The following is an 18,925-nucleotide window of genomic DNA, read 5'->3' as shown; positions in this document are numbered from 1 at the left end:
GCGGCCAGGGAACTGCCGGCACCCGTCCGTACGTACTATTACCGGCCACACGTTGTCCGGTCGGTCAGGTAGCACGGGGGGAATTGGATGCGTCATTTCGGGCATATTGCGCCCAGTGTCAGGGGCGACCTGTTCTTCCAGCAGCCGTGCGCCTTCGACGCCGACGCGCCGGCCCGTGTGCTCTCGGCCGCTCTGGGGGCCACCCTCTACAGCCCCGCCACCCGGCCGGCCCTCGCCGACGACGTCATCAAGCAGGCGGGCCGGGGTGTCGTCTCGATGGTGCTGTGCCTGGAGGATTCGATCGACGACTCCGAGGTGGCGGGCGCCGAGGAGAATCTGGTCGGACAGTTCGCCGCACTCGACGCGCGTGGCGGCGAACTCCCGCTGCTCTTCATCCGGGTCCGTGAACCGCACCAGATCACGGACCTGGTGCGCCGGCTCGGCGATTCCGCCCGGCTGTTGTCCGGTTTTGTACTTCCGAAGTTCACGCAAGAGCGCGGCGTGCCCTTCATGGAGGCGCTGACGAAGGCCGAGAGCGACGGCGGCCGGCGGCTCTTCGCCATGCCCGTACTCGAATCGCCCGAGCTGCTCCATCTGGAGACCCGGCAGGAGGCCCTCCAGAAGATCGCCGCCACCGTCGACTCGTACCGCGACCGCGTCCTCGCGCTGCGGCTCGGAGTCACCGACTTCTGCTCCGCGTACGGGCTGCGCAGGCCGCCCGACATGACGGCGTACGACGTCCGGATCGTCGGCGACGTCATCGCCGACGTGGTCAACGTGCTGGGCCGGGCCGACGGCACCGGCTTCACGATCACCGGACCGGTGTGGGAGTACTTCCGGCTCCAGGAGCGCATGTTCAAGCCACAGCTGCGCCGCAGCCCGTTCCTGGAGGGCCGGGCCGAAGAACTGCGCACCGCGCTGATCGAGCACGACCTGGACGGTCTGCTGCGGGAAATCGAGCTGGACCGGGCCAACGGCCTGCTCGGCAAGACCTGTATCCACCCCTCGCACGTCGCGCCCGTGCACGCACTGTCGGTGGTCAGCCACGAGGAGTTCAGCGACGCCCAGGACATCCTGCGGCCGGAGAGCGGGGGCGGCGGCGTGCTGCGCTCCGCGTACACGAACAAGATGAACGAAGTGAAGCCGCACCGGGCCTGGGCCGAGCGGACCCTCCAGCGGGCCGAGGTCTTCGGAGTGGCCAGGGAAGACGTCGGCTTCGTGGAACTGCTGGCCGCGAGCCTCGCGGAATGAGCCCGTTCGGGTGAGGCTGGTGCGGTGACGGTGTTCCGGTGACGGCGTTCCGGCGGCGGTGCTGCGTAGCGCTGGGCTGGTGACGGTGTCCGGACGGGCGTGACCCCTAGTGCGACCCGATGAGCGGGCGCACAGCTGAGGAAAGAGACGGCGAACGTGGTGTGGTCGGGTAGCTGGGTCGCGGAGCGGCTGGGCGTCGAGCTCGTGGGCGACGGTGAGCTGCGGGAGCTGCTGGGCCTCGCCCTGCGGCGCAACCCCAAGCGGGCGCATCTGCTCGTCTCCCATGTGCTCGGCAAGCATGTGCCGCAGTACCCCTCGGTGGTCTACGGCGCCGGATTCGAGCTGGGCCGCCGGGTGCGGGAACTGCTCGGGGAGGCCGGGACGCGGCGTGCGGTCGTGCTGGGCTACGCGGAGACGGCCACCGGCCTCGGCCACGCGGTCGCCGACGGGCTCGGCGCCGCACCGTATCTCCACTCGACGCGACGCCCCGTGGCGGGCGTGGCGCGTGCGGGCGGCTTCGAGGAGTCGCACTCGCACGCCACCTCGCACCTGCTCCTGCCGGAGGACCCGGACCTGCTGGCGGGGGACGCCGGCGACGCGGTCGGCGACGCGGTCGGCGACACGGTTGGCGCGGGGGAGACCGGTGGCGCGGGGGAGGCTGGTGGTGCGGGGGAGACTGGTGGTGCCGGGAAGGCTGATGGTGCCGGGGAGGCGCACGCGTCCGACGCGGTGCTGGTGCTGGTCGACGACGAGTTCTCCACCGGCAACACCGTCCTCAACACCATCCGCGCCCTGCACGAGCGCTACCCCCGGAACCGCTACGTGATCGTGGCCCTGGTCGACATGCGCTCGCCGGCCGACCACGGCCGACTGGCCGAGTTCGCGGCGGAGATCGGCGCCCGGATCGACCTGGTGGCGAGGAACTCGGGCACGGTCCGCCTCCCGGACGGCGTCCTGGAGAAGGGGCAGGCGCTGGTCACGGCGGAGGAGGCGGCGCAGCCGACAACCGCTGGGCCCGGCTCCCACCCCCGTCCCTGCGCGCGGGTGGAGCTGGGGTGGCCCGTCGGCGTGCCGGACGGCGGCAGGCACGGCTTCACCCCCGCGCACCGCGCCCGGCTGGAGGCGGCACTCCCCGCCATGGCGGACCGCATCGTCGCGGCGCTGGACGAGGGCGCACAGGGCGAGGACGCAGTCCGGGAGGACGACGCAGCCCGGGACGACGCAGTCCGGGACGACGGAGCACCGTACGACGCGACATCGCACGACGCGACACCGCACGACGCGACACCGCACGACGCGGCGCTGGACGACAGTGCGCTGGACGACAGGGCGCGCCGCGTGCTCGTCCTCGGCTTCGAGGAGCTGATGTACGCACCCCTGCGCCTGGCCACGGCCCTGGAGGACCGCATCGGCGCCGAGGTCCGCTACTCCACCACGACCCGCTCCCCGGTCCTCGCGGTGGACGACCCGGGCTACGCGATACGCACCCGGCTGGTCTTCCCGGCCCACGACGACCCGGCGGACGGCCCCGGCGACCGGTACGCGTACAACGTCGCGGGCGCCGGCTTCGACGCCATAGTGGCCGTCGTCGACTCCACCGCGGACACACCCGAACTGCACGCCCCCGACGGACTGCTGGCGCGGCTCGCCCCGCACACCGCTCAGGTGCTGCTCGCGGTCGTGCCCTCGTACATACCGCCGGACGCGACCCCTGCGGCGGCCATCCAGCCCGAGGCCTCCGTCGCCGCCCCCGAACGCCAGGAAGAACCCCGCATGCTGCCCGAGCCCCTCCGAGGCCCCGCCTTCTCCTCCTACGCGCCGGACGAGGTCGGCTGGCTGCTCCAGGACCTCTCGGACACCGAGCTGGAGGCGCCCACCGAGGAGCGCGAGGAGGCGATACAGAGCGGTGGCGCGCACTACGCCGAGTCGCTGCCCGTCGAGTACCAGCCGTCCGAGCAGTACCAGGACCTGTTCAAGGCGGCGCTGGACCTGTCGGCCGCCCGTATCGCCCGCGCCGTCGGCGCCGTCACCGAGACCGTCCTCGCCGAGCGCGGCCCGCGTCCCGTGCTGGTCTCGCTGGCCCGTGCCGGCACCCCGGTCGGCGTACTGATGCGCCGCTGGGCGCGCCACCGGCACGGCGTCGACCTGCCGCACTACGCCGTCTCGATCGTGCGCGGCCGCGGTATCGACGCCAACGCCCTGCGCTGGCTGGCCGCCCACCACAACCCGGCCGACGTCGTGTTCGTCGACGGCTGGACGGGCAAGGGCGCCATCACCCGCGAACTGGCCGCCGCCATCGCCGAGTTCGAGGACTCCGACGGAACCGAGGGCTTCAACTCGGAGATCGCGGTCCTGGCCGATCCCGGCGGCTGCGTCCGTACGTACGGCACCCGCGAGGACTTCCTGATCCCCTCGGCCTGCCTCAACTCCACGGTGTCCGGCCTGATCTCCCGTACGGTCCTGCGCGCCGACCTGGTCGGGCCGCAGGACTTCCACGGCGCGAAGTTCTACCGCGAGCTCGCCGGATCGGATGTCTCGGGCCACTTCCTCGACACCGTCGCCGAGCGGTTCGGTGAGGTCGCGGACGCGGTCGACGCCGACGTCAAGGAACTGCTTGCCGCCGACCGCGCACCCACCTGGGAGGGCTGGGCCGCGGTGGAACGCATCAGCGAGGAGTACGGCATCCACGACGTGAACCTGGTCAAGCCGGGCGTCGGGGAGACGACCCGGGTCCTGCTGCGCCGGGTCCCGTGGAAGATCCTCGCCAAGCGGGGCGCCGGCGCTGACCTGGAGCACATCAGGCTGCTGGCGCGGCAGCGCGGCGTACCGGTCGAGGAGGTCGACGCGCTCCCGTACACCTGCGTCGGGCTGATCCACCCCAAGTACACGCGCGGGGCGACCGGCGCGGACGGCAAGGCGGTGGAGTCCAAGTGACGTCCCACGCGACCTCTCCGACCTCCCCGGTCGCACCGACCTCTCCGACCTCCCCGGTCACGCCGGTCGCACCGGTGACGCTGGTCGCCAGCGACCTCGACCGCACCCTGATCTACTCGGCGGCCGCGCTCCAGCTCCCGATGCCGGACGCGGAGGCACCCAGGCTGCTCTGCGTCGAGGTGTACGACCACAAGCCGCTCTCGTACGTCACGGAGACGGCCGCCGCACTCCTCGTCGAACTGGCCCGCTCCACCGTCTTCGTGCCGACCACCACCCGTACCCGCGAGCAGTACCACCGCATCCATCTCCCTGGACCCGCGGCCCGGTTCGCGATCTGCGCCAACGGCGGACACATCCTCGTGGACGGCGAGTCCGACCCGGACTGGCAGCGGACGGTGACCCGCAGGCTGGCCGACGAGTGCGCCTCGCTCGCCGAGGTCCGCGCCCACCTCGTATCCGCCGCCGACCCCGCCTGGCTGCTCAAGGAGCGGGTCGCCGAGGACCTCTTCGCCTACCTCGTCGTCGACCGGGCACTGCTGCCCCCGGACTGGAGGCAGGAGCTGGCCGAGTGGGCGGAGCCGCGCGGCTGGACCGTCTCGCTCCAGGGCCGCAAGATCTACGCCGTACCGCGGCCGCTCACCAAGAGCGCGGCGATGCACGAGGTCGCCCGTCGCACGGGCGCCACGCTCACGCTCGCCGCCGGTGACTCCCTCCTGGACGCGGATCTGCTGCTCGCCGCCGACCACGGCTGGCGCCCCGGCCACGGCGAACTCGTCGACGAGCGGTGGAGCGCCCCGCACGTGACGGCGACCGCCGAGCGGGGTGTGGCCGCGGGCGAGGAGATCCTGCGGCGCCTCCTCCAGGCGTCGGGCCTGCGCCAGGCCGCCTGACGGGCGGAGCTGGTGCGCCGAGGGGCTGTGCCGCGCGGCGCGCCGCCGAATCCGCATCCGCTCGAACCGGCGATGTCCGGCGACTACAGTCACCGCGTTCCCGCCCGCCGGGGGAGCGCTCGGCCGACCAGGGAGTAGTGCGATGACCAAGGGAAACGAAACCAAGATCACGGACGAGCTGTACGCGTACATGCTGGCGCACAACCCGCCGCTGGACGCGGTGCAGCGCGAGCTCGTAGAGACCACGTACGCCCGTCTCCCCGACCACGCGGGCATGCAGTCGGCCGAGGAGCAGGGCCCGCTGCTGGCCTTCCTCGTCCGGCTGACCGGGGCCCGTCACATCGTGGAGGTCGGGACCTTCACCGGCTTCTCCGCCCTGGCGATGGCCCAGGCCCTGCCTGCCGACGGACGGCTGATCGCCTGCGACGTCTCGGAGGAGTGGACGGCATACGGTCGTGAGGCATGGCAGAAGGCAGGCGTCGCCGACAGGATCGACCTGCGGATCGCCCCCGCCCTCGACACCCTGCGGGCGATGCCGACCGAACCGCACATCGACTTCGCCTACCTGGACGCGGACAAGGGCAACTACATCCCGTACTGGGAGGAACTGGTGCCCCGGATGCGTCAGGGCGGCGTCATCACCACGGACAACGTGCTGTTCCACGGCCGCGTGACCGACGCGCACGCGACCGGTGGGGCGGCGGCCATCAAGGAGTTCAACGACCACGTGTCCGCCGACCCGCGGATGGACAGCGTGCTGCTCACGGTGTCGGACGGCCTGACCCTGTCGCGCAAGCGGTAGCGGCGGCAGGGGCAGGCCGTGCCTGTGCCGGCCGGGTCAGCCGCAGCAGCCCCCACCGCAGCAACCGCCGCCGCCACCGCCTGATGGTGCGGGCGCGGAACCGGCCGCGCCGCCCACGGCGACGGCGGAGAGAAGCTTCACGGTGTCCTCGTGCCCGGCAGGGCAGGAGGCGGGGGCCGAGGAATCGGCCATCGGGCGGCTGAGTTCGAACGTGTCTCCGCAGGAGCGGCAGCGGTACTCGTAACGAGGCATGCCCCCAGGCTATCCGCCAGGACCGATTCTCCGAGTCCGAGTCCGAGTCCGAGCCCGAGCCCGAGCCCGAGCCCGAGTCAGAGTCAGAGTCCGAGCCCGACGGGAAGGCGTCAGAGTCAGAGTCCGAGCCCGACGGGAAGGCGGCCCTACACCCACCGCCCGGAGGACGGCGGGACGACAACGGGCATCTCCTCGACCTGCCTGCGCCGCCCGATTCGTTGCTCTTCTGCGGCTTCGTCGGGATGGCGGGTCCGCCAGTACGGGTTGTCGTGGGGGAGCCCGCCGCTGACGCGCCCGTACATCCCGAACAACATCAGCAGCAGCCCGACGACGAAGCTGAACAGGACGTTCTGGATCTGGAAGGCGAGGAAGTTCATCCCGGTGTCCAGCAGCGCGAGGTTCACGAAGCCGCTGAGGATGAACGCGATGCCGACGACCATGTTGAGGGTCGAGGCGAAGTTGCCGCCGATCACCATCCCGATGAACAGCAGCAGCCCGACACAGATCGACAGCACACTGAGCGCGCCGTTGGTGCTGAGACCTGCGACGGTGTCACCGCCGGTGTCGAAGAAGCCGATCTTGTCGATCAGCCCGAGAATGCCGAAGGCGAGCAGCACCAGACCCATCAGCCCCGCCCCCACCCGGTAGACGCGGCTGAGCCGGTGATCGACGGGCAGATGCTCATCGAGCCGGGTGGCCTTGCGGTGAGCTGCGGGCCGTCGAGCGGGACGCAGTACGTGGGTGGCCATGAACGGGCCTCCTTCAGGTACTAGACCGGGCCCCCTTCAGGTACTACCAGGATCGCTCCGCGAGGGGTGCGGCGCACGCCAAACACCCACCGGCCGGCACCCGGACCGGCCGCCGGCGGATGCGGCTGGTGGCGGCTGCGGCGGGTGGCGGACGCGGCGGGGTGGCGGGACGACTCAGATGCCGGCCCCGCGCTCCTCACGGATCTCGGAGACCACACGCGCGGCGGTCTGCCGTACGCCCTCCGTCACGGTCAGGAAGTGCCAGTAGTCGGGATGGCGTCCCTCAAGACCGGTGACGGCCTGATCGAGCCGGGCCACCGCGTCGTCCAGCGGACGGGCGTGGCGCGGCTCGGGGGTGTTGCGCCCGGCCATGGCCAGCCGCTGGGCGTCCCGGATCGCGAACCGGGTCCGCTGGATCTCCTGCTGCGGGTCCTTGGCCACCTCGTTCAGCCGGTGCAGCCGGTCACCGGCTGCGGACACCGCCTCGTCCGTGGCGTTGAGCAGGGCACGTACCGTGCTGAGCAGGGACGTCGCATCGGCCCAGTGCTGCTCGCTGCGCGCCTTCGCGGCCTCCTTCAGCTTCTCCTCGGCCTGGCGGACATTGACCGCGGCCTGCTCCGGGACGGGCTGGAGGTCCTGCCAGCAGGCGGCCGAGAACCGTCGCCGCAGCTCGCTGAGCACGGGCTCGACGGAAGCGGACCGGGTCGTCAACGCCTGGGCGCGGGTACGCAGCGTCACCAGCCGGCGATCGATTTCGGCGGCCCGCTCGGGCAGCTGGGCCGCCTCGGCCCGTACGGCCTCGGCATCGCGCAACACCTGATCGGCACGCTGGAGGGTCTCGGCCACGCCGTGCCGGCCAGCGCCCTGGTTGAGCTTGGTCAGCTCGGGGGCGAGGGCGGCGAGCCGCGCGGCGAGATCGTCCGCTCGCAATCCGGACTCCCGCACCGCGTCGAGAGCATTGCTCGCGGACAGGAGCGCCTGCCGCGCCCGCTCCACAGCGGGCGCGAGCCGCGCGAGCTGGGTCTCGGCGCTGCCGAGCAGCGGCCCGAGACCGGCCGCGAACCGGTCCAGCTCGCCCTTGACCCGTACGAGGTCGTTCTTGGCGGATGACAGCTGGGACTTGGCCTGTGTGGCGATCGACGGTTCGAGGTCGTCGCGGTCCAGATCGTGCGCGTCGACGGCGGTGATGTAGGCGGTGCTGGCCGCGTCGATGCTGCGCCCCAGTGCGGCGAAGTCGTCGACGGCCTTGCGCGCGGCGGGGGAACTGTCCACCGCGGTGATCGTCTCGATCGAGATCCGCAGATCGCGCTGGGCCGTGTCCAGCTCGTAGAAGGCCTCGGCGGCAGCATCCTTCGCGGCCTGCGCCTCGGCCCGCTGTCCCTCACCGCGCCCGCCGAACCAGCGCCGCGTGCCGCCACCGGCGAAGGCCGCCGACAGCGCGCCCGCAAGCAGTGGCACCGGCAGAAGCATCAAAACAAGGACATCGCGCACATAGTGGACGTCTCTGACGTCTCCAACGGCGGAACTCGCACCCGCTCTCGCCTGCGGCTTCGCGTGTGTCGCCGTCACATCCCTCTCCCGTGCCGATCGTCCCTGCCCGGTACATTCTCCCACCTGGTAAGGACGAACACACGGGCCGGTTAGTTCGCGCTTCGAACCGTGACTTCGCCGTTGTTGCTCCGGGCCTTCACGACATGGGGGCTGTCGTCGCTGCGCGGCACCTCCACCGACGTGTTCCCGTTGTCGGTCCTGGTGCTCACCGCGTACGAGGTGCTGCCGCCCGGCAACTCGATGGTGACCTTCCCGTTGTCACTGACGGTGTCCACCAACGTCGGCACAGCAGTGAACGCCAGCCGCACCGCACCGTTGTCCGATTCGGCCTTCACGGACGAGCCGGAGATCCCCTCGGCGAGGATGCCGCCGTTGTTGCTGTCCAGCTTCAGCGGCCCGCTGGAATCGCGCACGGTCACCTTGCCGTTGTCGGAGCGCAGGTCGAGCGGGGTGTCGAACCCCGACGCCGCGATCTTCCCGTTGTCCCCGTGCACGGTGACCGCCACCCCGCGCGGCACCTTCACCTGATGCCTGGAGGCACAGTGACTGACCAAGGCCTCGCACTTCACCTTCAGCGTCAGCGTGCCGCCCCGCATCTCCCAGCTCGGGTCGGGCCCGTTCCCGAGCACCACCCACCCGTCGACCTGCCGGGTCACCTCGACCTTCTTCACATCGGCCGGCACGAGTTCCAGGGTCGTGTTGCCCGTATCGATGGTCAGCGTCTTCCCACTGAACGCGAACGACTTGTGTTCGACCGGTGCGTCGTCGGTGTCCGCACTGCCGCAGCCGGCGAGAACAAGAGCGGCAATCACCGCTCCGCCGGAGGCGATGAGTGTGCGGGTGCGGGTGCGGGCGCGGAGTGCCACGGTGATCGTTCCCCCAGATCGTGCGACGGTCGGTTCGCCGCTCAGCGTTCCGGCTCACGGTATGCGCGCGCCGACACCCGGGGGAATCGGGACGGCTACCGTATGCGGGGTGGGGATATCCCCCGCCTCCCGCACATCCTCGGCGGCCCCGCGCACCTTCGGCGGGCCCGCGCCGCGTCGTCCCACCCGGGCCGCTGCCGTCGGCAACCGTTTGTGACCAGGGGGCGTAGTCCATGTACGCTGTTCCCTCATCCACGGGTGCGTAGCTCAGGGGTAGAGCGCTGCTCTTACAAAGCAGATGTCGGCAGTTCGAAACTGCCCGCGCCCACCAGTACGAAGACCCCCAGCCGATCATGGCTGGGGGTCTTTGACATCCACTTTTGACATCAACGGGCGTGGTCACCCACGGTCGGGACGCTGCCGCTTCAGCATGCGGTCCAGGTGACTCACGGCCTCGCGCTGCGTGTCCTGGACGACGTGGGCATAGATGTTCATCGTGACCGCGATCTGACTGTGCCCGAGGATCTCCATCACGACGCGGGGCGGGACGCCGGCGGCGGTCAGCAGGGTCGCGCAGCCGTACCGGGCATCGTGCGGCCGGATCACGCGGAGTCCTGCGGTTCCGGCGACCCGGGTGAACGAGCGATACAGGGTGCGGGGCTCGATCGGCCGGCCGATGCGGGTGGTGAAGACGTAGCCGCAACTCAGCCACGTCCGCCTCCAGCATCCGCCTACCCCGAACCGCCATGGGACCAGGAGCGGATCTACCCCACAAGGCCGCCTCGTGCCCGCGCGCCAGCGAGCTGTTACAGGTTTCTCTACCTCATCAAGGCACCCGGCTGCGCTCCGCTCCGCCGGGCGCGCTTCCCGGCTCTGGCTGCGCCCGCGCTCCTGCCTCCGGCCCGCTCGTCGCTGCCGCCGCCGCCGACGTGCGCCCGCAGTGGATAGGCCGAACGGCATGAGACGAGAACCAAGCCTGCGGCTTCAAGCATGCCTCCGGCGGGGGCGCTCAGACTCCGGGATGGGAGGGGTGTCGTCCGCGGGTGCCGGCGGATTCGTGGTGAGCGTCGTGGGGCTCCCATCCCGACCACCTTCGACCCAGGCAGAGCCGAGCAGTCGCGGCCCAGGGCGTCAAGGTCGTTCGTACAGTGGCGCGCTCCACCTTGACGCCCTGAACCACGCCCGCTCCACAGTGTGTGGGTCGAAGGCGGACGGGATGGGAGCTGGGATGAGGTGGTTGCCGTCGGGATAGGGGCCGCTTTTTTCTACTGTTCCCCGAAAGACAGGTCCACGCCGTTGCGAAGCTCCTCACCGGTCTTCGCGAGTTGTTCCCGATGGCCGACCTCCAACCGATACTGAGTTCCTCCATCCGGAATTCCGACAACGGTCAGCGGCCAAGTGCAACTGTTTCCTACAACCTTGCCGGGGATGCCGTCACCGAGACGTCCTTGTGAGAGTTCGTGTCCAGACAGGTCGAAGACGCGTACTTGGGTTCCGGGCCGTAGGTCAGCGAAGTCGTCTATGCCAACGCACCCTTCGTCTTCCTGGGCGCCGACCCAGGAGCCGAACACAGTAACCGTGCCCGTGGCGGTGAAGGCGGGACCCAACGACGCCTCATCTTTTTCGCTCATGCGCCACATGGCTCCAACAGCGCCTGCCCCTACAGCCGCACCCACCAGACCGCTTGCGACACAGAGCACGCACCTGCGCGACCGGCGTAGGGACGAAGGAGGTGTCTTCCGGGCGTCCTTGCCACTCTCGTCAACTTCCATGTGTCGATCCTGCAGCCAGCGGGGAGTTCGGTCTCTGGCGTACTGGGATCGTGACCACACAGACACGTTGACGCGCCCGGCAGCCAGCGCGCCTCCTGCCGGTAGTTCGCATCAAGGGAGCTACCGGCCCCCGTTCGACCGCGAAGACCCACGGAGTTCAAGGACCCATTGGACGTGTGAGTCCGTGGCCGAGCCGCTGTCGCTCGGAGAGCCAATAATTTGTGCGTTGGTGAGCATGGCCTTCAGGGAGGAGGTCAACAAGCTGGGTACCACCGAATGTGTTGCGGCCCCGCACCTTCTTTTGCAGCTCACTTTGGGCTGTATCGATCGCTGCCCGGAGTTGCAGCATTGCTAGGTCGAGCCGATAGAGATCGAGTTTTTTGCAACCGAAGTAGAGAAAGCCTCCGTCGGGATAGAACACGCGTAGCCCATACCCGACTGAACCGATCTCGTTTTCTGGAGTGAGCAACGCCTTGCCATCCGAGATATACCAATCCGATAGGGCGATAGCATCTGGCGTCATGACTTGGTCGAGACGCTCGTCTACATGTTCGAAGGGGTCACGGACCTCCTTCGTCAGCCGGACGATCTCCGCGTCAGCAGCCTCGCCCAACAGGTCGCGCAAGCGTTGGCCTCGCCGCTGAGCGAAGTCCCGGGACTCGTTCGGAGTCTCGTGGTGTGGGTACTGACGGACACCTCCTGGGTGAAGGATCCGCTGAACGATGATCGCTGCGAACAGAGCAGCTTGCAGCGCAGACCATACCTTCGCATCAGTTGGTGAGCACCCAGCCGCAGCCCGTCGCCAGGCGAGGGCGATGCTGTTGTTGACGATGCCAGCCTGCCGATCCAGCTCGTCGAGATACACCATGTCCCGTAGTGCCTCGGACGCAACGGAGTCCGAGCCCTTCAACGAGCGCATGGGGATCCGTCGTTGTGGCAAGTGAGGGATCGAGGCTCTTTCCACCATGAATTGAGCATCCCGGAGGCGAGGCGCACAATCCAGCGATTTCAACGTACTCGTGGGCTTCACCGCACCACCCGAGCGCCGGCAGTCCGAGGCGCTTGCGCTCCATGGCCCGTTCGGATCCTGCTGGACAGCAGCGAAGTGCAGCAACCCAAGCAATCGACAGCGACCAACACGGGCCCCCTCGGCCCTCCCTGCAGCCTGTATGACCTCTAGCGCCCCATCTCTGTAGAGCTACGGATCAGAGGGTCTCTGACATCCACCGCTGACATCAACGACGCTGGACAAGGGCGTACGTTGGCATCTCTGGCCGGTTGTCGCGGCAGCGGTAGGTGGGGGCCGCTGCGGCGCCCGGTCGAACTTACAAAGCGGATGTCGGCGGTTCGAAACCGTCTGCGCCCACCAGCAGGAAGCATCACGAAGACCCAGGTCACCGGTACTGAACCGGGAGCCTGGGCCTTGCTTGATTCTCAGCTGTGGCGGCCGAGGAGAGGTGTCGTGCCAGATGCGTCGTCGGGCTATGCCGGCCGGGCCTTTCGGATCTGCTCGTCGACGTGAGCGGCGATCGACGGGGGCGGGCAGCGCGTGCGGAGTCACGATGGCAAACACCTGATCCCAGCGCGGTAGGACTTTCCCTACTCCATCAAGGCGGTTCGAGTCGCCGCCGCGGCCTGCCGCATGCTCACGTCGAACGGGGTGAAGCCGGGGTTGCCGCTCGCGGGATGGGTGAGGCGCTCGGCCACGTCGGCGCGCAGCCACGCCGTGGTGCAACCGCGGGGGCCGACCTTGTCGTTGGACCACGCCAGATGCCCGATCGCGGACTTGGCGGACCAGCCGTGCGCCCGGCGCGGCGCCGCCTGCGCGGGGGCGATTACGTCGTACCGGGCGGGCGGCCATGGGGATGGGGCCTTGGCGTCCCCGGGGTTCTCAACTCCCAATCGTAGAAGCACGAGTTGCTCTCAACGTCGTTCCTATTGCCCTTGGTTGGCTGGGCGAGGCAGGGCGGGCGGGTGCTGTGCACCGGGCTTGGCGGCTCCCGAAGGCAGTGGACGCGCTCACTCTCAGGAGCGAAGGCAATCCCGCGTCGGGGCGAATTCCGGAAGGCCGCACGCAACCTCCTTGCTCAATGGTCAAGAAACGTTGACCATTGAGCGCATGTCTGCCGATGATCTTCCCGAGACGATTCATGTCACCACTGACGAGCAACTACGCGCCGTCTCCAATCTCACCCGTCACCGGATCATGGCCGTGCTCCGCTTCGAGCCGGCGACGATCACGCAGATCGCCGGACGGGTGGGCCTCGCGAAGGGGAGTTCCAGCTATCACGTGCGGCTGCTTGAGCGGGCCGGCCTGGTGAAGGTGGTGCGGACGCGGAAGGTGCGGGGGGTCACCGAGCGGTACTACGCGATGGCCGCGCGGGCGATCGTGCTGCCGGATCCGGGGGCGGGGCAGCCGGATGTGCTGATGCGGCATGCGGTGGCGGACCTGGAGGCGGCGCCGGTGGATGGCGAGCGGTACGTACGGATGGCGCATCTGCGGCTCACCGAGGAGCAGTTCGCGGAGCTGGGGGCGCGGCTGGAGGCACTCGCGGACGAGTACCGGGAGCTGTCCGATCCTTCGTTGCCCGACGTGTCGCTCGCCTTCGCGCTGTTCCGGCCGGCGCCGGGTGAGCGGGCCGAGGGGGACGCCAAGTGACCTCAGGTACAAGGAAGTTGCCGGCAGGGTTCGGGCGGCTGTGGGCCGCGCAGACGGTGTCCTCGCTCGGTGACGGGGTGACGCATGCCGCGCTGCCGCTGCTCGCGTTGACGTTGACGCGCGATCCGATGGCGCTCGCCGTCGTCACGGCCGTCGGGACGCTTCCGTGGCTGCTCTTCGGGGTGCTCGGCGGTGCGCTGGTCGACCGCTGGGACCGCCGGCACACGATGTGGGTCGCGGACGCGGCGCGTGCTGTGCTGCTCGCGATACCGGCGGCGGCCGCCGCGCTCGACGTGCTGAGCATTCCGTTGCTCGCGGCCGTCGCCTTCCTGCTCGGCCTCGGCGGGCTCTTCTTCGACACGGCCGCCACGGCCTATCTGCCGCATCTGCTCGGCCGCGACCCCGCATTCCTTGAGCGCGCCAACTCCCGCCTGCGCGGCGCCCAGACCGCCGCGTCCGGCTTCGCGGGGCCGCCCGCGGGCAGTGCGCTGCTCGCGTTCGGGCGGGCGGTTCCGCTGCTCGCCGACGCGGTGTCGTTCGCGCTCTCCGCAGTGCTCGTACGGTCGCTGCCCGCCGCGCCCCGGCCCGCACCGGAGGCCCGGGAGTCGCTGCTTCGGCAGGCGCGGGCCGGGGCCTCGTACGTCTTCCGGGACCGGTTGCTGCTCGGGCTCGCGCTCCGTCCGGCAGTCGGGAACGTCGCCTTCCTCGCCGTGGAGACCGTACTCGCCCTCTTCGCGCACGACCGTCTCGGCATCGGCACCTTCGGCTTCGGCCTGCTCCTCACGGCGGAGGCCACCGGCGGCCTGCTCGGCGCGGGCATCGCCTCCTTCCTCGGCCGACGACTCGGCACCGGCACCGCGCTGACCTGCACGGCCGCGGTCGAGGGGCTTGCCATCCTGGGGCTTGCCGCCGCGCCGAATCCGTACGTGGCCGGGCTCGCGCTCGCCGTCTGCGGTGCGGGCATGGGGGCCACGATGGTGCTCGGGCCCTCCCTCCGGCAGGCGATCGTCCCGGCCCGCCTGATGGGCCGGGTCGCCTCCACCTCCCGCATGCTCGCCATGTGCGCCGCCCCGTTCGGCGCCTTCCTCGGCGGCTGGCTGGCCACCACGTACGACATACGCACCCCGCTCTACGCCGCCGCCGGCCTCCTCCTCACCATGACCGCCGTCACGGCGAGCATGACCGGCAACCGCCGGGTCGACGCGGCGCTGCGTGGCGCGGCCGCGGCCGGCGGTCCAGGCCACCCTGATTCCGCGGATTCCGCGGATTCCGTTCGGGAGAGCGCAGCCGAATAGTTGTGACGCCTCCACTCGCCTTCACGGCCTTTGCCGCGGTCACGTGCACCTTGCTCAGAAGCACATGGGGCCTGGTGGTGCGCGCAGGCTCAGTCAGGCAGTGCCACGGTGAGATCCACCTCGACGAGTTGTCCGGAAAAGCCCAACTGGGCGACGCCCAGGAGGGTGCTGGCGGTTGTGAACGCCTGGCTGATGGCAGATTTGGTGAGCTGCTGCCACGCGGCTCCCAGAACGTCCCTGTCGTCGCTCCGCACGTAGATCACTGACCGCACCACATGTCGGGGCTGGGCGCCCACGGCCGCGAGGGCGGCGAACGTGTTCGCCGCGACCTGGTCGATCTGCGCCTCAAGGGAGCCGGAACCGACGAGGTCGCCGTTTCCGTCAAGCGGACACTGCCCTGCAAGGTAGGCGGTGCGACCGGGCTCCACCACGGTGACGTGGTGGTATCCAGGCGTTTTATGCAACTGCTCGGGGTTGATGCGGGTGATCTTCTCAGTCATGTCTGCGAGTCTGGCCAACGCGCTGCCGGCACGCACCGCAATTTCTGCCACCGGTGGACAACCCGGCAGCGGCCCAACGTCGAAGAGTGAACTCAGGGGCTGTTGTGAAGGTGCTGGTCAAGCTTCTGTGATCGGCGGAGCGGGCGGCTGCTAGGGAGTGTTTTAGAAGTAGCGTCGGCCGCCCGGAGGGCGGGTCCCGCGTGGTCCGGTGCGTGCGATCGCAAGGCGCCGGGGTGCCCTCGTAGCGGAGCTACTAGGGCATTTCGGCAACGCGGCGAGCGTGCGTGCCGGACCACGCGGGACAGACGGGACTTCTAAAACACGAACTAGCGTCCGGATTCATGAGCGACAGTGTGTACGTGGGCCATGCGGGCGAGGACGCGGCACTGGACCGGGGATGGCTGCTCGGTCACTTCAAGGACGCCGCGGACCCTCGCCACAGCGAGGCTGTAGAGGTCAAATGGGGCGTTCACCCGCGTGGCGACGAGCGTATGCGGTGGGTGAGGGGCGAGGAACGAACAGCTCTTCTGGTGCTCATCAGCGGTCGCTTCCATGTCCGGCTTCCTGGACGCAGTGTGCTTCTGGCACGGCAGGGCGATTACGTCGTCTGGGGCCACGGAGTCGACCACTCTTGGTTCGCGGAAGAAGAATCGGTAGTGCTGACGGTTCGGTGGCCATCCGTACCCGGCTACTCCGTTACGCAAGAGGCGGAAAAGGCGGAAAAGGGGCGACTGCCGGCCTGGCGGCGACGGTAGGGCGTAGTCGCTCGCTGGATCGACCAAGAACTCCTGTGCGGGCACCGGGTGTTGTCGGTGCCCCGGCGCTGGACCATGCGCCGGACGGGGCGCGGTGGACAGGGCGCGGTGGGTGGGAGCGGAGTTCGCCGGGAGTGGCCTGGCCAGTCCTTGCAGTCGGACTTCCGGTGCTCGGCGAGGTCCCGGAACCATGGCCAGTTCCGGGCCGCGTACGCGGAGTTGACGGTGGCAACGCCGGCCCAGGCGACGACGAGGCCCTCGATACCGACGTTGGCGGCGCCGATCGCCGATCGCCGACAGCGGGACCGCCGGGGCCGGTGAGAGCCCCAGCTCGCTGCGGGCGTGCGGGGTGGCATCGAGCTCCCTTTGAGCTCCGAGTCGCGGGCTTGCGCGGTTCGCCACCGTACGAATCAGAGGTGCGCCGGCCAGTAGGCCCAGCACTCCTGTTTCACCCCGGGTTCCCTTGTCCGCATCGCGCCGGGCGCGGGCCCGCCCCGGTAGCGGAGCGGAGGCGCCCGCGACGGCACGCCCGGTGACGCGGGCCTCCGGGGAGTTCCGCGGGGTGGCGGGCGGGGCTGCTTACTCTCGGGTTGTGATGACCGATATTCGGCTTCCGTCCGACCATTGACTATGGACATCCCTATACATAGGCTCTGGCTTGTCCATGGTTGTCCATACACAAAGCGGTGTGTCGATGAAGATCGCAGTTGTCGGAAGTTATGGAGCCGGCCTCACCATGCGGCTGCCCAAGGCCCCTGCGGCGGGCGAGACCGTCTCGGGCGGTCTGTTCGATTCGGGTGCCGGCGGCAAGGGCAGTAATCAGGCCATCGGCGCCGCCCGGCTGGGGGCCGAGGTCTCCCTGCTCACCGCTGTGGGCGACGACGAGTTCGGAAGGTCCGCACGGGAGCTGTGGCGGCGTGAGGGAGTCGGAGCCGGGCATGTACTGACCGCGGGGGCGCCCACCATGGTCGGGTTCATCCTGGTCGAGCCGTCCGGGGAGAATCGCATCGCCATCGCCCCGGGCGCCCTGGGCGAACTGGACGCCGCCGCTGTCGAGTCCTTCCGTGCCGAGATCGCCTCCGCCGACATCCTGGTCGTCTCGATGGAGATCCCCGAGGAAGCCGTGGTCGCCGCGCTCCGCGCCGGCCGCGAATCCGGCACGCGGACCCTGCTCAACCCGGCGCCCGCCCGGCCGCTCCCGGATGAGTGCTGGCCGCTCATCGACGTACTCACGCCCAACCAGACGGAGGCACCCGTCCTCCTGGGCCTCGATGAGGGGCACGGCCTCGGCGACGAGGAACTGGCCCGCACGCTGCGCGAGCGCACCGGGGGCATCGTCGTCATCACCCGGGGTGGTGAGGGTGCACTGGTCGCCCAGACTTCCGGGATCACCCGTGTACCGCCTCACCCGGCCCGGACCGTGGTCGACACCACGGGGGCGGGCGACTCCTTCACCGCCGCGTTCGCCGTCGCGCTGGCCGAGGGGCAACCCGTCGACCGGGCCGTGGAGTTCGCCGCCGTCGCGGGCTCCCACACCGTGTCGATCGCGGGCGTCGTACCCGCCCTCCCCAGCAGAGACCAGCTGCACGCCCTGATTGGAAACGCCTCGTGACCTCGACAGTCTCCAAGCCGCCGACCACCGGGGCGCCATCGCCCGGTGAGTCCGCCCGGCAGTTCCCGCTCGCCCTGCGCCGGATGCTGCACGCGCGTGAGGCCGGCGTGTTCGCCGCGCTCGTCCTGCTCTTCCTGCTGGGCACCGTGCTCTCGCCGAGCTTCGCCCAGTCCGACAACCTGCTCTCGGTGGGCCAGCAGATCGCGCAGATCGGGATCATGGCCGTCGGGGCGACCTTCGTCATCCTCAACGGGGAGATCGACCTCTCGGTCGGCTCCACCTACGCGCTGTCCGCGATCTCCACCGGAATGCTCATCTCGGACGGCTGGAACTGGCCCACGGCCATGCTCGTCGGACTGGCGGTGGGAGCCCTGGCCGGGCTCCTCAACGGGCTGGCCGTGGTGGTGCTGGGCGTACCGTCCTTCATCGTCACCCTGGGTACGCTCAGCGTCTTCCGCGGTATCGCCCTGCTCATCTCCGACGGCGCCCCGATCTCGCTGAGCTCCTCCCAGTCCGGCGTCGCGGACTTCAACCTCCTCGGCCAGGGACGGCTGTTCGGCCTGGTGCCCATGCAGTTCGTCTTCTTCGCGGCCGTAGCCGCGGTCGGTGTGGTCCTGCTGGCTCGTTCGCGCTTCGGCTTCAACACCTACGCGGTCGGCGGCAACCAGGAGGCGGCCCGGCTCGTCGGCGTCAACGTCAAGCGGGTCAAGCTCACCGCCTTCGTCCTCTCCGGCTTCACCGCGGGACTCGCGGGAGTCCTGGGCCTGTCCTTCCTCTCCTATGTGCAGGGCGTGACCGGCCAGGGACTGGAACTCACCGTCATCTCCGCCGTGATCATCGGCGGTGCCGCACTCTTCGGCGGCTCGGGCACCATGTGGGGCACCGTCATCGGCGTCGCCTTCATCGGTCTGCTGCAGAACATCCTCAACATCAAGGGGATCTCCTCCTTCTGGCAGACCGTGGTCACCGGTCTCGTCATCGTCGCCGCGGTCGCGGCCGACACCTGGCAGCGAAAGCGCAAGAGCCGCGCCTGAGTA

General features: G+C 69.7%; 17 protein-coding genes, 1 tRNA gene and 1 pseudogene. 10 read left to right on the top strand and 9 right to left on the bottom strand.

Translation table 11 applies throughout. The features are described from left to right. The first annotated feature begins 87 nt into the window (after positions 1-87). The 4 genes from ACZ6S6_RS03610 (at position 88) to ACZ6S6_RS03595 (ending at position 5,877) form a co-directional block, all read left to right on the top strand. Positions 88-1,251: an HpcH/HpaI aldolase/citrate lyase family protein gene (locus ACZ6S6_RS03610; protein ID WP_469703592.1), complete on the top strand. Its 1,164-nt coding sequence runs from the start codon at positions 88-90 to the stop codon at positions 1,249-1,251. A 159-nt stretch (positions 1,252-1,410) separates the two neighbouring features. Further along, positions 1,411-4,185, top strand: coding sequence for a phosphoribosyltransferase (locus ACZ6S6_RS03605; protein WP_469703867.1), 2,775 nt, complete (start codon positions 1,411-1,413; stop codon positions 4,183-4,185). Positions 4,186-4,259: 74 nt separating this feature from the next. Further along, positions 4,260-5,075 (top strand): HAD family hydrolase, encoded by an 816-nt coding sequence (locus ACZ6S6_RS03600; protein ID WP_469703865.1) that lies wholly within the window; start codon positions 4,260-4,262, stop codon positions 5,073-5,075. 142 nt (positions 5,076-5,217) lie between these two features. Next, complete coding sequence (locus tag ACZ6S6_RS03595) at positions 5,218-5,877, top strand: O-methyltransferase (RefSeq protein WP_362958664.1); 660 nt, start codon at positions 5,218-5,220, stop codon at positions 5,875-5,877. Positions 5,878-5,913: 36 nt separating this feature from the next. Here the strand turns inward: ACZ6S6_RS03595 and ACZ6S6_RS03590 are convergent, their stop codons facing one another. From ACZ6S6_RS03590 to ACZ6S6_RS03575, 4 genes are all read right to left on the bottom strand, one after another. After that, complete coding sequence (locus ACZ6S6_RS03590; protein ID WP_362958667.1) at positions 5,914-6,129, bottom strand: FmdB family zinc ribbon protein; 216 nt, start codon at positions 6,127-6,129, stop codon at positions 5,914-5,916. Between the two features lie 146 nt (positions 6,130-6,275). Further along, a complete protein-coding gene (locus ACZ6S6_RS03585) occupies positions 6,276-6,878 on the bottom strand; it encodes a DUF4383 domain-containing protein (protein ID WP_469703590.1) in 603 nt (200 codons plus the stop codon). Positions 6,879-7,052: 174 nt separating this feature from the next. Further along, entirely contained in the window at positions 7,053-8,447 is a 1,395-nt protein-coding gene (locus tag ACZ6S6_RS03580) for a hypothetical protein (RefSeq protein ID WP_469703588.1), read from the bottom strand. A gap of 71 nt (positions 8,448-8,518) precedes the next feature. Beyond that, positions 8,519-9,301, bottom strand: a complete 783-nt coding sequence (locus ACZ6S6_RS03575) for a DUF4097 family beta strand repeat-containing protein (RefSeq protein ID WP_469703863.1) — start codon at positions 9,299-9,301, stop codon at positions 8,519-8,521. 250 nt (positions 9,302-9,551) lie between these two features. On the opposite strand from ACZ6S6_RS03575, the gene ACZ6S6_RS03570 reads away from it, so the two are divergent. Then, positions 9,552-9,626: transfer RNA gene (locus tag ACZ6S6_RS03570), tRNA-Val, on the top strand. A 68-nt stretch (positions 9,627-9,694) separates the two neighbouring features. Here ACZ6S6_RS03570 and ACZ6S6_RS03565 read toward each other — a convergent pair. The 4 genes and pseudogenes from ACZ6S6_RS03565 to ACZ6S6_RS03550 form a co-directional block, all read right to left on the bottom strand. After that, positions 9,695-10,006: pseudogene (locus tag ACZ6S6_RS03565) on the bottom strand (tyrosine-type recombinase/integrase); the annotation flags it as partial. Between the two features lie 554 nt (positions 10,007-10,560). After that, complete coding sequence (locus ACZ6S6_RS03560; protein ID WP_469703586.1) at positions 10,561-10,926, bottom strand: hypothetical protein; 366 nt, start codon at positions 10,924-10,926, stop codon at positions 10,561-10,563. A 298-nt stretch (positions 10,927-11,224) separates the two neighbouring features. Then, on the bottom strand, positions 11,225-11,935 hold the full coding sequence (locus ACZ6S6_RS03555) for a hypothetical protein (RefSeq protein ID WP_469703584.1): 711 nt from the start codon (positions 11,933-11,935) through the stop codon (positions 11,225-11,227). 731 nt (positions 11,936-12,666) lie between these two features. Further along, complete coding sequence (locus ACZ6S6_RS03550) at positions 12,667-12,969, bottom strand: hypothetical protein (protein WP_469703582.1); 303 nt, start codon at positions 12,967-12,969, stop codon at positions 12,667-12,669. Positions 12,970-13,186: 217 nt separating this feature from the next. Here ACZ6S6_RS03550 and ACZ6S6_RS03545 point away from each other — a divergent pair, with 217 nt between their 5' ends. Together ACZ6S6_RS03545 and ACZ6S6_RS03540 are read left to right on the top strand one after the other, a co-directional pair. After that, positions 13,187-13,726, top strand: a complete 540-nt coding sequence (locus ACZ6S6_RS03545; protein WP_362958682.1) for an ArsR/SmtB family transcription factor — start codon at positions 13,187-13,189, stop codon at positions 13,724-13,726. Further along, the gene (locus tag ACZ6S6_RS03540) at positions 13,723-15,021 is read left to right on the top strand and encodes an MFS transporter (protein WP_469703579.1); all 1,299 of its coding nucleotides are present in this window, start codon (positions 13,723-13,725) and stop codon (positions 15,019-15,021) included. Before ACZ6S6_RS03545 ends, ACZ6S6_RS03540 begins: the two co-directional genes overlap by 4 nt. 89 nt (positions 15,022-15,110) lie before the next feature. Here ACZ6S6_RS03540 and ACZ6S6_RS03535 read toward each other — a convergent pair whose 3' ends face one another. Beyond that, positions 15,111-15,521 (bottom strand): RidA family protein, encoded by a 411-nt coding sequence (locus tag ACZ6S6_RS03535; RefSeq protein WP_469703577.1) that lies wholly within the window; start codon positions 15,519-15,521, stop codon positions 15,111-15,113. Between the two features lie 341 nt (positions 15,522-15,862). Here ACZ6S6_RS03535 and ACZ6S6_RS03530 point away from each other — a divergent pair, with 341 nt between their 5' ends. The 3 genes from ACZ6S6_RS03530 to ACZ6S6_RS03520 all read left to right on the top strand — a co-directional run bounded on the left by ACZ6S6_RS03530 (position 15,863) and on the right by ACZ6S6_RS03520 (position 18,922). Next, entirely contained in the window at positions 15,863-16,276 is a 414-nt protein-coding gene (locus ACZ6S6_RS03530; protein ID WP_469703575.1) for a cupin domain-containing protein, read from the top strand. Positions 16,277-16,970: 694 nt separating this feature from the next. Further along, complete coding sequence (locus ACZ6S6_RS03525) at positions 16,971-17,888, top strand: ribokinase (protein ID WP_469703573.1); 918 nt, start codon at positions 16,971-16,973, stop codon at positions 17,886-17,888. After that, positions 17,885-18,922, top strand: a complete 1,038-nt coding sequence (locus ACZ6S6_RS03520; protein ID WP_362958693.1) for an ABC transporter permease — start codon at positions 17,885-17,887, stop codon at positions 18,920-18,922. The genes ACZ6S6_RS03525 and ACZ6S6_RS03520 overlap by 4 nt, the downstream gene beginning before the upstream one ends. The last annotated feature ends 3 nt before the right edge of the window (positions 18,923-18,925 follow it).

It is taken from the genome of Streptomyces sp. NPDC048671, from assembly GCF_055587045.1.
Note: the sequence above shows the minus strand (reverse complement) of the source record. Positions and strands in the feature narration are given on the sequence as shown.

Coding starts and splice junctions, on each gene's coding strand:
- ACZ6S6_RS03610 (WP_469703592.1), top strand. CDS start 88: ATGCGTCATTTCGGGCATATTGCGCCCAGTGTCAGGGGCGACCTGTTC.
- ACZ6S6_RS03595 (WP_362958664.1), top strand. CDS start 5,218: ATGACCAAGGGAAACGAAACCAAGATCACGGACGAGCTGTACGCGTAC.
- ACZ6S6_RS03590 (WP_362958667.1), bottom strand. CDS start 6,129: ATGCCTCGTTACGAGTACCGCTGCCGCTCCTGCGGAGACACGTTCGAA.
- ACZ6S6_RS03585 (WP_469703590.1), bottom strand. CDS start 6,878: ATGGCCACCCACGTACTGCGTCCCGCTCGACGGCCCGCAGCTCACCGC.
- ACZ6S6_RS03560 (WP_469703586.1), bottom strand. CDS start 10,926: ATGAGCGAAAAAGATGAGGCGTCGTTGGGTCCCGCCTTCACCGCCACG.
- ACZ6S6_RS03555 (WP_469703584.1), bottom strand. CDS start 11,935: ATGGTGTATCTCGACGAGCTGGATCGGCAGGCTGGCATCGTCAACAAC.
- ACZ6S6_RS03545 (WP_362958682.1), top strand. CDS start 13,187: ATGTCTGCCGATGATCTTCCCGAGACGATTCATGTCACCACTGACGAG.
- ACZ6S6_RS03535 (WP_469703577.1), bottom strand. CDS start 15,521: ATGACTGAGAAGATCACCCGCATCAACCCCGAGCAGTTGCATAAAACG.
- ACZ6S6_RS03530 (WP_469703575.1), top strand. CDS start 15,863: ATGAGCGACAGTGTGTACGTGGGCCATGCGGGCGAGGACGCGGCACTG.
- ACZ6S6_RS03525 (WP_469703573.1), top strand. CDS start 16,971: ATGAAGATCGCAGTTGTCGGAAGTTATGGAGCCGGCCTCACCATGCGG.